General features: G+C 67.8%; 10 protein-coding genes. 6 read left to right on the forward strand and 4 right to left on the reverse strand.

What is annotated here, in order from left to right:
- The first annotated feature begins 80 nt into the window (after window positions 1–80).
- The 6 genes from typA to ACZ7G3_RS03190 all read left to right on the forward strand — a co-directional run bounded on the left by typA (window position 81) and on the right by ACZ7G3_RS03190 (window position 9,015).
- Window positions 81–1,997 carry a translational GTPase TypA gene (typA, locus tag ACZ7G3_RS03165; protein WP_426523747.1) on the forward strand — a complete coding sequence of 639 codons (1,917 nt, stop codon included), beginning with the start codon at window positions 81–83 and terminating at the stop codon, window positions 1,995–1,997.
- A gap of 724 nt (window positions 1,998–2,721) precedes the next feature.
- A complete protein-coding gene (locus tag ACZ7G3_RS03170) occupies window positions 2,722–3,765 on the forward strand; it encodes an ABC transporter permease (RefSeq protein ID WP_426523748.1) in 1,044 nt (347 codons plus the stop codon).
- Window positions 3,766–3,878: 113 nt separating this feature from the next.
- Window positions 3,879–5,678 carry an ABC transporter substrate-binding protein gene (locus ACZ7G3_RS03175; RefSeq protein WP_470923000.1) on the forward strand — a complete coding sequence of 600 codons (1,800 nt, stop codon included), beginning with the start codon at window positions 3,879–3,881 and terminating at the stop codon, window positions 5,676–5,678.
- A 99-nt stretch (window positions 5,679–5,777) separates the two neighbouring features.
- A complete protein-coding gene (locus tag ACZ7G3_RS03180; protein ID WP_470923001.1) occupies window positions 5,778–6,755 on the forward strand; it encodes an ABC transporter permease in 978 nt (325 codons plus the stop codon).
- 14 nt (window positions 6,756–6,769) lie between these two features.
- A complete protein-coding gene (locus tag ACZ7G3_RS03185) occupies window positions 6,770–7,831 on the forward strand; it encodes an ABC transporter ATP-binding protein (protein WP_426523751.1) in 1,062 nt (353 codons plus the stop codon).
- 62 nt (window positions 7,832–7,893) lie between these two features.
- Window positions 7,894–9,015 (forward strand): ABC transporter ATP-binding protein, encoded by a 1,122-nt coding sequence (locus tag ACZ7G3_RS03190; RefSeq protein ID WP_470923002.1) that lies wholly within the window; start codon window positions 7,894–7,896, stop codon window positions 9,013–9,015.
- A 142-nt stretch (window positions 9,016–9,157) separates the two neighbouring features.
- Here the strand turns inward: ACZ7G3_RS03190 and ACZ7G3_RS03195 are convergent, their stop codons facing one another.
- The 4 genes from ACZ7G3_RS03195 to ACZ7G3_RS03210 all read right to left on the reverse strand — a co-directional run bounded on the left by ACZ7G3_RS03195 (window position 9,158) and on the right by ACZ7G3_RS03210 (window position 14,188).
- Window positions 9,158–10,198: an ABC transporter ATP-binding protein gene (locus tag ACZ7G3_RS03195; protein ID WP_470923003.1), complete on the reverse strand. Its 1,041-nt coding sequence runs from the start codon at window positions 10,196–10,198 to the stop codon at window positions 9,158–9,160.
- A gap of 26 nt (window positions 10,199–10,224) precedes the next feature.
- On the reverse strand, window positions 10,225–11,262 hold the full coding sequence (locus tag ACZ7G3_RS03200; RefSeq protein ID WP_470923004.1) for an ABC transporter ATP-binding protein: 1,038 nt from the start codon (window positions 11,260–11,262) through the stop codon (window positions 10,225–10,227).
- Between the two features lie 73 nt (window positions 11,263–11,335).
- Window positions 11,336–12,316 (reverse strand): ABC transporter permease, encoded by a 981-nt coding sequence (locus tag ACZ7G3_RS03205; RefSeq protein ID WP_470923005.1) that lies wholly within the window; start codon window positions 12,314–12,316, stop codon window positions 11,336–11,338.
- Window positions 12,317–12,424: 108 nt separating this feature from the next.
- Window positions 12,425–14,188: an ABC transporter substrate-binding protein gene (locus tag ACZ7G3_RS03210; protein WP_470923006.1), complete on the reverse strand. Its 1,764-nt coding sequence runs from the start codon at window positions 14,186–14,188 to the stop codon at window positions 12,425–12,427.
- Window positions 14,189–14,259 lie beyond the last annotated feature (71 nt).

Raw genomic sequence — 14,259 nt, forward strand, 5'->3', positions numbered from 1 at the left:
TGGCATGTACCGCCCGGCGGGCCCGCGTGACAAGGACGTACGCGAGGGCCGACCTCACACCCTCCGGGAGTACGCCTCATATGGCTGCGTCTACAACGCGTCACGACATCCGCAACGTCGCCATCGTCGCCCACGTCGACCACGGCAAGACCACCATCGTCGACGGAATGCTGAAGCAGGCCGGTGCCTTCGCCGCCCACCAGCTCGAAGGCGTCGACGACCGCATGATGGACTCGAACGACCTGGAGCGTGAGAAGGGCATCACGATCCTCGCCAAGAACACCGCGGTGAAGTACCACCCGAAGGCCGGCGGGGACCCGATCACGATCAACATCATCGACACCCCCGGCCACGCCGACTTCGGTGGCGAGGTCGAGCGCGGTCTGTCGATGGTCGACGGCGTCGTCCTGCTCGTGGACGCCTCCGAGGGCCCGCTGCCGCAGACCCGCTTCGTGCTGCGCAAGGCGCTCAGCCAGCGGCTGCCGATCATCCTCTGCATCAACAAGACGGACCGTCCGGACGCCCGGATCGACGAGGTCGTCAACGAGACGTACGACCTCTTCCTCGACCTGGACGCCGACGAGGAGCAGATCGAGTTCCCGATCGTCTACGCGTGCGGCCGGGACGGCGTCGCCTCCCTCACCAAGCCCGACGACGGCACGGTCCCGTCCGACTCCACCAGCCTGGAGCCGTTCTTCTCGACGATCCTGGACTACATCCCGGCCCCGACCTACGACGAGGACGCCCCGCTCCAGGCGCACGTGACCAACCTGGACGCCGACAACTTCCTCGGCCGTATCGCCCTGCTCCGCGTCCACCAGGGCGAGCTGAAGAAGGGGCAGACGGTCGCCTGGATGAAGCGCGACGGGTCCGTGCAGAACGTGCGGATCTCCGAGCTGATGATGACCGAGGCGCTCACCCGCAAGCCCGCGGAGAAGGCCGGCCCCGGTGACATCTGCGCCGTCGCCGGTATCCCGGACATCATGATCGGCGAGACCCTGGCCGACCAGGAGAACCCGGTACCGCTGCCGCTGATCACGGTGGACGAGCCCGCGATCTCCATGACCATCGGCACCAACACCTCTCCGCTGGTCGGCCGCGGCGCCACCGGCAAGGGCGCGGACAACAAGGCGGTCGTCAAGGACCGCAAGGTCACCGCCCGCCAGGTCAAGGACCGCCTGGACCGCGAGCTGATCGGCAACGTCTCGCTCCGCGTCCTGGACACCGAGCGTCCGGACGCCTGGGAGGTGCAGGGCCGCGGTGAGCTGGCGCTGGCCATCCTGGTCGAGCAGATGCGCCGCGAGGGCTTCGAGCTGACCATCGGCAAGCCGCAGGTCGTCACCAAGCAGGTCGAGGGCAAGACGTACGAGCCCGTCGAGCGCATGACGATCGACGTGCCCGAGGAGCACATGGGCGCGGTCACGCAGCTCATGGGCGTGCGCAAGGGCCGGATGGACAACATGTCCAACCACGGCTCGGGCTGGGTCCGCATGGAGTTCGTGGTTCCGTCCCGCGGTCTGATCGGCTTCCGCACGGAGTTCCTGACCCAGACCCGCGGCACCGGCATCGCCCACTCCATCCACGAGGGCCACGAGCCCTGGTTCGGCACCCTCACGACCCGTAACAACGGCTCGCTGGTCGCCGACCGCTCCGGTGCCGTCACCGCGTTCGCGATGACGAACCTCCAGGAGCGCGGCGTGCTCTTCACGGAGCCCGGCACCGAGGTGTACGAGGGCATGATCGTCGGTGAGAACTCCCGCGCCGACGACATGGACGTGAACATCACCAAGGAGAAGAAGCTCACCAACATGCGGTCGTCGTCGGCCGACTCGTTCGAGGCGATCGTCCCGCCGCGCAAGCTCTCGCTGGAGCAGTCGCTGGAGTTCTGCCGCGACGACGAGTGCGTCGAGGTGACCCCGGAGGCCGTTCGCATCCGCAAGGTGAACCTGGACGCCCGCGAGCGCGCCCGCGCCGCGAGCCGCGCCAAGCACGGCTGATCCACCGGCCGCCTGCGCGCGGTCCGGCGCACAACGGAGCCCGGGTGCCCCCGATCATGGGGGCACCCGGGCTTTTTTCAACTGGTTTTCCGGGACCCGGACAGCCGCCCGAAGCCTTCCGCGGGCCCCCGGGAGCCCTCCGAGGGCCCTCCGGTGTCCGAAACACGGAGATCGACGCCCGATAGCCATGTAACACGTCCGTTTCGCGGCCTTCTCGTCCCGAACAGTTTGTCCAGATTTTGGAAGATCTTCCTTTCAGCTGTGACTGAATTGAGATTTAAAGACGGTGGTCGGTCCTTCTGGTCATGGCAGATAGTTAGCCGCGTAGCGCTCGGGTCAATGGGTCTCGCGCTGTGGGGACAGCGCCCGACTCACGAGCACCACGGGGGTGTCTGACCTTCCGTCAGGGGTGTCGGAAGGCAGATATGCGCCCCCTCCTGTCGGTGAACACGTGGAGTCATGAGGAGGAGCCCCATGCGCGGTGTCACGCACACCAGGTGGGTCACACGGTCCGTCGCCCCCAACTTCGCCCCGTCGGACGGCGATCGACTCTGAGGAGCGGACCGGGCCGCTGACGTCCGGGCATCCGGCTACGCGCGTCCGGCTGCGGGTTTCCCGCGTTCCCCGGGCTTTCCCGACGCTTCTCCATGATCCGTTCCGCGATCGCGCACACCCTGCGCCGGTCGCCGGTTCGGCACACCCACACCTGTGAAATGGGCGAACTGTGACAAGTCCAATCGACATTGAGGGCGGCGGAACACCGGCCGTCGTCGACGGCGCACCGGAGCCGGCCCGGAAGAGCGGGACCAGCGGTCTCGAGGGCCGTTCCCCCGGGCAGTTGATGTGGCTGCGCTTCAAGCGCGACCGGACCGGAGTCGTCTGCGCCTGGATCGTGGTCTGCTACTTCCTGATCGCCGCGCTGGCGCCGGTGATCGCCAAGCTGTACGGGAAGAACCCGTACACCCTGTACGGGCAGGATCCCGAGTACGCGACCGACACTCCCGTCCTCGACGAGTTCGGGCTGCCGCTCGGCTACTTCGGCGGCGTCTCCGGGGACCACTGGTTCGGCGTGGAACCGCAGTTCGGCCGCGACGTCTTCACCATGCTGCTGTACGGCATGCGCACCTCGCTGTACATGGCGCTGGGCGTCACCACGCTGCTGATGCTGACCGGTGTCCTCATCGGCCTGGTCGGCGGCTACTTCGGCGGCCGGACCGACTACTTCCTCGGCCGGTTCACCGACTTCTTCCTCTCCTTCCCGCAGCAGCTCTTCTTCATCGCCTTCATGCCGGTGGTGACCTCGTTCTTCGTGGACCCGCGGGACGAGACGCCCACCTACTTCCGGGCGCTGGCCATCCTGATCGTGCTGTGGCTGCTCGGCTGGATGGGCATGGCCCGGCTGGTGCGGTCCACCGTGCTGTCCCTGCGGGAGCGGGAGTTCGTCGAGGCCGCCAGGGTCGCCGGCGCCTCGCCCTGGCGGATCATCCGCAAGGAGATCCTGCCGAACGTGGTCTCGCCGATCCTGATCCAGTTCACGTACCTGCTCCCCAGCACGATCCTCGGCATCGCGTTCCTCTCCTTCGCCGGTGTCGGCTTCGTCGAACCGACCCCCGACTGGGGGCGGATGTTCGCCACCGGCGCCAAGGTCGCCGAACAGGACCCGGCGTTCATGTTCTTCCCGGGCGTCGCGCTGGTCGTCTTCGTCCTGTGTTTCAACCTCCTCGGAGACTCCGTGCGGGACGCCCTCGACCCCAAGTCAGGACGGTAGGAGGGGGTCCATCGGTGGGGGGACTGCCGCCCCCGCGCCGGCCCACCGGCCGCGTCAGGCAGTGCACAGCAGTGCTCAGTGGACAACAACCCGACAGGCAGGTGCATCACCTCATGAAGTCGTTCAACTCTCGCACTGCGCGCGCCGTCATGGTCGCGCTCGCGGCGGGCTCGCTGGTCCTCACCGGATGCTCGGAGAACAAGGGGGGCGGCGGCAGCTCCGGCAAGGACTCCAAGAAGGACCAAAAGGAGGCCGAGGTCCAGTCCAAGGCGGTCACCTACGCCGACGCCGCGGGCTCGACCGGCCCGGCCAAGGAGGTCCCCGGTGCCAGGCCCGGCGGCATCATCAACGTCTACGAGGAGGCGGGCCTGTCCCACCTCGACCCGGGCCAGATCTACGTCTCCGACGCCGGCCAGGTCAGCAACCTGATCTTCCGCGGTCTGACCAACTTCCAGGAGGACGGCAAGGGCAACGTCTCCGTCGTCGGCGACCTCGCCACCGACTCCGGCACGTCCTCGGACGGCGGCAAGACCTGGACGTTCACGCTCAAGGACGGCATCAAGGACCAGAACGGCAACCCGATCACGTCCGCCGACATACGGCACACCGTCGAGCGCCAGTACGCGAAGTTCATCTTCGACGGCCCGACCTACCTCCAGACCTGGCTGAGCGGCGCCAAGTACCGCGACGCCCTGCCCGACGGCGGCTACGGCGACAAGCACCTGCCGGACTCCGTGCTGGAGACGCCGGACGACAAGACGGTCGTCTTCCACTTCGACACCGCGCGCCCCGACCTGCCGCAGACCCTGGCCATGCCGGGATACTCGGTGGTGCCGGAGGAGACCGACACCAAGGAGAAGTACGACAAGGCCCCCGTCTCCACGGGCCCGTACAAGATCTCCGAGTACAAGGTCGGCAAGTCCCTCAAGCTCGTCAAGAACGAGAACTGGGACCCGAAGACCGACGCCGTGCGCCACCAGTACGTGGACGGCTTCAACTTCGACTTCGGTGTGACCGAGTCGACCCAGACCAAGCGTCTGATCGCCGACCAGGGTGAGGCCAAGAACGCCATCCAGCTCACCCGGGCCGTGGAGGCCACGCAGATCCAGGACGTCGTCAGCGACCCGGCCGTCAACAAGCGCACCGTCAAGGGTTACCAGCCCTACGTCATGACCCTGACGTTCAACCTCGACCGGGTGAAGAACAAGACGGTCCGCGACGCCATCACCTACGGGATCAACTCCAAGTCGCTCATCGCCGGCGAGGGCGGCGCGTACGGCGGCGACGTCGCGCCCAACCTGTTCGCCCCGACCCTGCCGGGCTACGAGGCCGACTACGACCCGTACGGCCGGCTGAAGACGCCGTCCGGCAACATCGAGAAGGCCAAGGAACTCCTCAAGGACATCCCGGCCGCCGAGAAGAAGCTCGTCTTCGCCTACCGCAACAACGAGGCGGGCCAGAAGCACAAGGTGGCCGTCGAGGACGCGCTGACCAAGATCGGCATCGAGGTCGTCTCCAAGGAGATCGACTCGGCCAGCTTCTACGAGCAGATCGGCAAGCTCAAGAACCCGTACGACATGTACATCACGGGCTGGGGCCAGGACTGGCCGTCCCCCGGCACGGTCGTCACGCCGGTCTACGACGGTGAGCAGATCGCCGACGGTTCGCCGAACTACTCGCACATCAACGACCCCGAGGTCCAGAAGCTGATCAAGAAGGCGCTCTCCCAGGAGCCGACCGAGGCCGCGGCGACCTGGAAGGAAGCGCACCGCTACATCCTCGAGAAGATCAACCCGGCCGCTCCGCTGTGGTACACGAAGCAGCTCCAGCTCTTCGGCTCGAACATCGGCGGCGCGCGCTACAGCACCGAGGCCAGCTACATCGACATCAACGGCCTGTTCCTCAAGTCGTAACTCTCTACGGCTGACTGCGGGGGTGCGCACCAGGCGGAGCGCACCCCCAGGGTTCCGTGAATCTTCCCGACCGCCTCCGCAGAGAGCAGCCCACCCGCCATGCTTCAGTTCATCATCCGGCGCACGGTCGGTGCCGCCGTCACCCTGTTCCTGATCGGTGCCGCGACGTTCTTCCTCTTCGTCGCCGGCCCGTCCGACTACGCCTCCCTCGCCTGCGGCAAGGACTGCTCGGCCGCGCGGCTCGAGGAGATCCGTGAGGTACTCGGCCTCAACCAGCCCGTCGCCCAGCAGTTCTGGGAGTTCATGACCGGCATCGTCATGGGGCGCGACTTCCCCACCGGGCACTGCTCCGCACCGTGCCTCGGGCAGTCCTTCTACTCGGGTGATCTCGTCTGGGACACCATCATGGACCGCTTCCCGCTCACCCTGTCGCTGACCGTCGGCGCCGCGATCGTCTTCCTGATCGTCGGCCTGGGCACGGGCATGCTCGCCGCCTTCCGGCGCGGCTCGCACATCGACAAGGTGGCCACCGGCGCCTCCATGGTCCTCAGCTCCTTCCAGATCTACTTCCTCGGCCCGATCGCCCTGGCGATCCTCGTCTACGGCACGGGCGTGATGGAGGACCCCAAGTACGTCCCCATCACCGAGGATCCGGTCGGCTGGCTCGTCGGCCTGTCCATTCCGATGGTCGTGATGGCCACCATCTTCACCGCCCAGTACACCCGTATGTCGCGCTCCTCGCTGGTCGAGCAGCTGGCGGAGGACCATGTGCGCACCGCCCGGGCCAAGGGCATGTCGCAGAAGTACGTCTTCTTCCGCTACGCCTGGCGCGGCTCGCTCATCCCCATCGTCACCATCCTCGGCATCGACCTCAGCAGCCTGCTCGGCGGCGCCGTCGTCACCGAGCTGACCTTCTCCCTGCAGGGCATCGGCCGGCTCGCCGTGGACGGCGCGGTCAACAAGGACCTGCCGCTGACCATGGGCGTCATGCTGGTCGGCGCCTTCATGATCCTGATGCTGAACATCCTCGTCGACATCGCGTACGCCTGGATCGACCCGCGCGTCCGGCTTTCCTAGGAAGAGGGCATCGAGTGACCACACTGACCAAGACCGAGGGCGCGCCACCGCCCACGGGGCCCGAGGGCTTCCTGTCGGTCCGCGACCTGAGCGTGCGGTTCGCCACGGAGGACGGTGTCGTCAAGGCGGTCGACGGTCTCTCCTTCGACGTCGAGCGGGGCCGGACCCTGGGCATCGTGGGCGAGTCCGGGTCCGGCAAGTCCGTGACCAACCTGACGATCCTGGGCCTGCACAACCCGCGGACGACCACGGTCGACGGCGAGATCGTCTTCGACGGCAAGGAACTCGTCACCGCCACCGAGCGGGAACTGGAACAGCTGCGCGGCAACCGGATCGCCATGATCTTCCAGGACCCGCTGACGGCGATGTCCCCGTACTACACGGTGGGCCGGCAGATCGCCGAGCCGTACCGCAAGCACACCGGCTCCTCCAAGCAGGAGGCCTGGAACCGGGCGGTGGAGATGCTGGGCAAGGTCGGCATCCCCAACCCGGCCCAGCGCGCCAAGGACTACCCGCACCAGTTCTCCGGCGGTATGCGCCAGCGCGCGATGATCGCCATGGCGCTGGTCTGCGACCCCGACCTGCTCATCGCCGACGAGCCGACGACCGCGCTGGACGTGACGGTGCAGGCGCAGATCCTCGACCTGCTCAAGGACCTCCAGCAGGAGTTCGGCTCGGCGATCGTCTTCATCACCCACGACCTCGGTGTCATCGCCGACGTGGCCGACGACATCATGGTGATGTACGCGGGCAGCGCGGTGGAGCGGGGCAGCACCGACCAGGTGCTCAGGGCGCCCCGGCACCCGTACACCTGGGGCCTGCTGAACTCGATGCCGCGCCTGGACTCCGATCTCAGCGCCGCGCTCGCGCCGATCCCCGGCACTCCGCCGTCGCTGCTCACCCCGCCGTCCGGCTGCCGTTTCCACCCCCGCTGCACCTTCCAGGACCGGGTCGGCGGCAACCGCTGCGTCACCGAACGGCCCCTGCTGGGCGCGGACCGTTCCTCGGCGTGCCATCTGACGGCGGAGCAGAAGCAGACCATCTTCGTCGACGAGATCAAGCCCCGGCTGGGGTAGGGGAGGACCGGCCGACGGGCCGGGACGCCCACTAGGAGGACCTGCCGCATGAAAGAGGAATCATGAAAGAAGACCTCGTCCTCCCCGCCCCGCGCGAGGCCGCGGCCGGCGGGTCGGGGGAGCCGCTGCTGGTGGCGGAGGGCCTGACCAAGTACTTCCCGGTCAAGGGCGGCTTCCCCGTCCGGCGGACCGTCGGCCAGGTCCAGGCGGTCGACGGCATCGACCTGACCGTGCACTCCGGCGAGAGCTTCGGCCTGGTGGGGGAGTCCGGGTGCGGCAAGTCGACGACCGGCCGGCTGATCACCCGCCTGCTGGAGCCGACCGCCGGGAAGATCACGTACCGGGGCCGGGACATCTCCCACGCGGGGCGCAAGGGGCTGGCGCCGATCCGGTCCGAGATCCAGATGATCTTCCAGGACCCGTACTCCTCGCTGAACCCCCGGCAGACGGTCGGCAAGATCATCTCCGGTCCGATGGAGATCAACGGCATCAACCCGGCGGGCGGCCGGGAGAAGCGCGTCCGCGAGCTGCTGGAGATCGTGGGTCTCAACCCCGAGCACTTCAACCGCTTCCCGCACGAGTTCTCCGGCGGCCAGCGCCAGCGCATCGGTGTGGCACGGGCGCTGGCCCTGGAACCCAAGCTGATCGTGGCCGACGAGCCGGTCTCCGCGCTCGACGTCTCCATCCAGGCCCAGGTGGTGAACCTGCTCCAGAAGGTGCAGAGGGAACTGGGCATCGCGTTCCTGTTCATCGCCCACGACCTGGCCGTCGTACGGCACTTCTCGCAGCGCGTCGCGGTCATGTACCTCGGCAAGGTGATCGAGGTCGGCGACCGGGACTCCATCTACACCCGGCCCCGGCACCCCTACACCCACGCCCTGCTGTCCGCCGTGCCCGAGGTGAACCTGACGGACGGCGACAGCGACCGGCGCGAACGCATCCGCCTGGCCGGCGACGTACCGTCCCCGATCAACCCGCCGTCGGGCTGCCGCTTCCGCACCCGGTGCTGGAAGGCGCAGGACAAGTGCGCGAGCGAGGCCCCGCCGCTGGTCCGGATCGACGGCAACCGCGACGGCCACCTCACGGCCTGCCACTTCCCGGAGGAGCCGACGATCGCCGCCCGCGGGGAGGACATCGTCCTGGACCCGGCGCTGGCCGCGCTGGAGGAGCCGGACGAGGACTGACCCGGCCCCGCGGCGAACAGACCGAGGGCCCGTGCCTGGGGAGGCGCGGGCCCTCGGTTTCCCTGGAGCGGACGTTCCGGGCTCGGGTCAATGGGCCGAGGAGGTCCGTTCCGCGGGCGGTGCCGACAGAAAAGGGGTGTTGTCAGGCGGCCGCCCGGGGGCTCTTGGTGAGACGGGGCGAGGGTACGTCATCCGTCTCGGGGTAGTGGCACGCGGTCAGGTGTCCGGCCTTGTCGCCCTCCACCTGCACCAGCGGCGGTGCCTCGGACGCGCACTTGTCCGTCGCCTTCCAGCACCGGGTACGGAAGGGGCAGCCCGAGGGCGGGTTGATGGGCGAGGGCACGTCGCCGACGAGCCGGATGCGCTCGCGGGGCGTGTCCTCCACCGTGGCCTCGGGCACGGCGGACAACAGGGCGCGCGTGTAGGGGTGACGCGGGTTGTCGTACAGGTCGTCGCGGTCGGCGATCTCCATGATCTTACCGAGGTACATGACCGCGACGCGCTGTGAGAAGTGCCGCACCACGGCCAGGTCGTGGGCGATGAAGACGAAGGCGATGCCCAGTTCCTTCTGGACCTTCTGGAGCAGGTTCACGACCTGGGCCTGGATGGAGACGTCGAGCGCGGAGACCGGCTCGTCGGCCACGATCAGCTTCGGCTCCAGGGCCAGCGCCCGTGCCACACCGATGCGCTGGCGCTGGCCGCCGGAGAACTCGTGCGGGAAGCGGTTGAAGTGCTCGGGGTTGAGACCCACGATCTCCAGGAGTTCCCGGACGCGCTTCTCCCGGCCGCCCGCCGGGTTGATGTCGTTGATCTCCATCGGACCGGCGATGATCTTGCCGACCGTCTGGCGGGGGTTCAGGGACGCGTACGGGTCCTGGAAGATCATCTGGATCTCGGACCGGATCGGCGCGAGCGCCTTCCGCTTGGCGTGCGTGATGTCCTGGCCCCGGTACGTGATCCTGCCGCCGGTCGGCTCCAGCAGGCGGGTGATCAGCCGGCCGGTCGTCGACTTGCCGCACCCGGACTCGCCGACCAGGCCCAGGCTCTCGCCCTCGCGCACCTGGAAGTCCAGGCCGTCCACCGCCCGCACGGCCCCGACCGTACGCGCGATCGGGAAGCCGCCCTTGATCGGGAAGTGCTTGGTCAGGCCGCTGACGTCCAGGAGCGTTTCCGCGTTGCTCATGATGGTGAAGTCCTGTCTCTTGTACGTCAGTTGAGCCGGGATCCGGCGAAGTCGGCGAACAGCTCGGTGCGCTGCTCCTGGGGAAGGTGGCAGGCGGAGCCCCGGCCCTCGACCACGTCCAGCGGGGGCTGCTCCGAGGAGCACAGCCCCCCGCCGACCTTCTCGACGAAGGCGCACCGCGGGTGGAACCGGCAGCCGGAGGGCGGGTTGAGCAGCGAGGGCGGCGAGCCCGGGATCGGCGCCAGCGGCACGTCGACCGGTCCGTCCAGGCTGGGCATGGAACTCATCAGGCCCAGCGTGTACGGGTGCTGCGGGTCGCGCAGCACCTCCTCCTTGGTCCCGCGCTCCACGCACCGGCCGCCGTACATCACCAGCACGTCGTCCGCGATGTCCGCGATGACACCGAGGTCGTGGGTGATGAAGACGATGGCCGTGCCGAACTCCTGCTGGAGGTCCTTGAGCAAGTCCATGATCTGCGCCTGGACCGTCACGTCGAGCGCGGTGGTCGGCTCGTCCGCGATGAGCAGCTCGGGGTCGCAGACCAGCGCCATGGCGATCATCGCGCGCTGGCGCATACCGCCGGAGAACTGGTGCGGGTAGTCGTCCACCCGGGTCTCCGGCTGCGGGATGCCCACCCGGCGCAGCATCTCGATCGCCCGCTCCCGGGCCTCCTTCTTGGAGGCGCCGGTGTGCTTGCGGTACGTCTCGCTGATCTGCTTGCCGATGGTGTGGTACGGCGACAGCGAGGCCAGCGCGTCCTGGAAGATCATTGCCATCTTGTTGCCGCGCAGCCGCTCCAGCTCCCGCTCGGTGGCGGTGAGCAGGTCCTTGCCGTCGAGGACGATCTCGCCCTCGATCGCGGTGCGGTCCCGGTCGTGCAGGCCCAGGATCGTCAGGTTGGTGACCGACTTGCCGGAGCCCGATTCGCCCACGATGCCGAGCGTCTTGCCCTTGGCGAGGTCGAAGGAGAGCCCGTCGACGGCCTTGACGGTGCCGTCCTCGGTGGAGAAGTGGACCTTCAGGTCCCTGACGGAGAGGAAGGGCTGCTGTTCGGTGCTCGTCACGGGGACGCTCCAGGAGGTGATGCGGGGGGTAGCCGGGTGGGGCGGTGGGAGGGGCGACTACGGCGGGCGGAGGTCAGGCGAGCCGGATCCGCGGGTCGATGAGGGCGTAGACCGCGTCGACGACGATGTTGAAGACCACGATCGCACCGGCCGCCAGCACGGTGACGCCGAGCAGCATGGGCAGGTCGCTCTGGTTCACGGACTGGATCGCGAGCCGGCCGATGCCCTGGAGGCTGAAGGTCGTCTCGGTGATGATGGCGCCGCCGATCAGCACACCGAGGTCGATGCCGAAGAGGGTGACGATCGGTCCCATCGCACCGCGCCAGGCGAACCGGAAGAAGACGTTGCGCTTGGACAGGCCCTTGGCCCGCGCGGTGCGTACGTAGTCCTCGTTGAGCTGCTCCACCATCTGGGAGCGCGTCATACGGGTGTAGTTGGCGGTGAAGATGATCGACAGCACGAGCCAGGGCAGCAGCAGGCCGGACACCCAGGCGGCCGGGTCGTCGGTCAGCGGCGTGTACGACGGCTGGCTGAGGACTCCGAGCTCCGAGACCAGGAAGAACATGGCGATGTAGCCGACGAAGTAGATCTGCAGCGAGGAGCCGAGCAGTGACACGGAGCTGGCGAACTTGTCCAGGAACTTGCCCTGCTTCAGCGCGGCGAGCATGCCGGCGCCGACACCGATGATCACGAAGACGACGGCCGCGCCGAAGGCGAGCGACAGGGTCAGCGGCAGTCGGTCCATGATCGTGCCGAAGACGGGCTCGCGGTTGGCGAAGGAGTAGCCGAGGCACGGCGCGTCGCAGTAGCCGTAACCGCCGTAGTCCCGGCCGGCGAAGATGCCGGCGAGCCAGTGCCAGTACTGCATGAGGATCGACTCGTCGATGCCCAGGTTCTCCCGGATCTGCGCCAGGTTCTCCGGTGTGCAGTTCTTGCCGCAGGACATCATGGCGGGGTCACGCGGAACGGCATAGAAGAGCCAGAAGGTGATGGCGCTGATGATCAGCAGGATGACCATCGCGCCGGAGACTCGGCGGACTAGGAAGCGGAGCATGGGGCGTGACTTTCCGGACGGGGCGCCGTCGCCGGGGGTGGAGGGGGGTGGACCGGCCCGAGGGGGCGGCCGTGTGGGTGGTGGCCGCCCCCGGGGGATGGTGCGCGCTTACTTCTTGACGTACAGCTTGCAGAGCGCGACGCAGTTGTTGCCGGCGTCGTAGACGACGTTGCCGATCTTGGACCCGTACATCCAGTTGCGGACGGGGTGGTAGTCGGGCACGGCGCCGGCCAGCTCCATGACCTGGCGGTCGATGGCGCCCCAGGCCTTCTTGGCCTCCTCCGGGTTCGTGATCGCGGAGGCCGCGTCGATCGCCTTGTTGAGGCCGGCGTCGTTCAGCTGGGCGTAGTTGTTGCGGCCGTCGCCGATGTTCTTGCCGTGCCAGCAGGGGTAGAACATCGAGTAGCCGCCCGGCCAGTCCGGGCTCCAGCCGGCGGCGAACAGGTCGTAGCCGTTGTCGATCTTGCCGATCTGGGTGTAGAAGGTCGACTTGTCGACCTGCTTGTTGACGACCTGGAAGCCGGCCGCCTCCAGCGCGTTCTTGATCGCGACGGCCTGCTTTACGGCGTTGTCCCCCTGCTGGTAGGCGATGACCAGCTTCTGGCCGACCTTGCCGGCCTCCTTCAGCAGCGCCTTGGCCTTCTCCGGGTCGCCGCCGGGCTTCTTGGTCTTGCCGTAGGTGTCGAACTGCTCGTAACCGGGGGTGACCGGGCTGAGGATCGTGGTGGCCATCTCGGTCACCGAGGCGCCGCCGCGGATCGTCTGCAGCTGCTGCAGGGGCCAGGCGTGGTTGATGGCCTGGCGGACCTTGACGTCCGTGATGCGGGTGGTGTTGATGGGCCAGTAGTAGGTGGCCACGTCGACCGCGGTGAGGACGCGCTTCTTCAGCTCGGCGTTGGTCAGCACCTGGGCGACCCGCTCGGCGGCGACCTCGTTGAAGATCACCATGGCCTGCTTGTCGTTGCCCTGGTCCGCGATGAAGCGGTCGGTGGCGGCCAGCGGCTGGAAGCCGAACTGGAACTGGAACTTGTCCGGGTACGCGTTGCGCATCGCGTCCGTCTTCGGGTCCCAGTGCTCGTTGCGCACGTACGTCATCGACTTGCCGATGCTGCGGCTCTCGATCTTGTACGGGCCGCAGGAGAACGGACGCTTGTCGTACTTCTCCTTGGTGTCGTGCTTCTTCGGCACCAGGGCGTAACCACGCATCGCGACGGTGAAGTTGAAGTCACCGCGCGCCTCCTTGAGGCGGAAGGTGATGGTCTTGCCGTCGACCTCGATCGAGTCGAGGTGCTTGCCCTCGTACGGACCCTCGTACTTGTCGGCGCCCTGCAGCCAGTCCTGGACGTAGATCGGGCCCTCGGTGATGAACGACGCGAAGGTGCGCTCGAAGGTGTGGCGGACGTCGTCCGCGGTGACCTCCGACCCGTCCTCCCACTTCAGGCCGTCCTTCAGGGTGAAGGACCAGGTCTTGCCGCCGTCCTTCATGGTGCCGGCGTCGGTGGCGGCGTCGCCGACCAGGATGGCGCCGCCCTTGTCGTCGAGCTTGTAACCGGTCAGACCGCGCAGGATCGGCACGGTGATGGCGGCCTCGGTGCTGGAGTAGATCTGCGCCGGGTCCAGGTGGTCCATGTCCTGCTGGTCGAGCGAGTAGGCGATCCCGCCCTTCACCGCGCCCTTGACCTCGGGGGCGGGGCCGGTCGAGTCGGCCTTCGTACCGACCGGGATGTCCACGGTCTTGCTGCCGCTGACCTTGGGGCCGTTGTTCTTGGCCGAGCCGCCCTTGTCGTCACCGCCGCCACAGGCGGTCAGGACCGACGACGAGGCCGCGACGACACCGGTCGCTATGAGGAAGTTTCTGCGGGAGAAAGCCATGATGCACCCCAAGAGTGGTCATACGGGACGGAGAAGGCCGGCCGGACTCCTGTGTACGGACCGGAGGGAGG

The sequence above is a fragment of the Streptomyces sp. NPDC037271 genome (assembly GCF_055603605.1).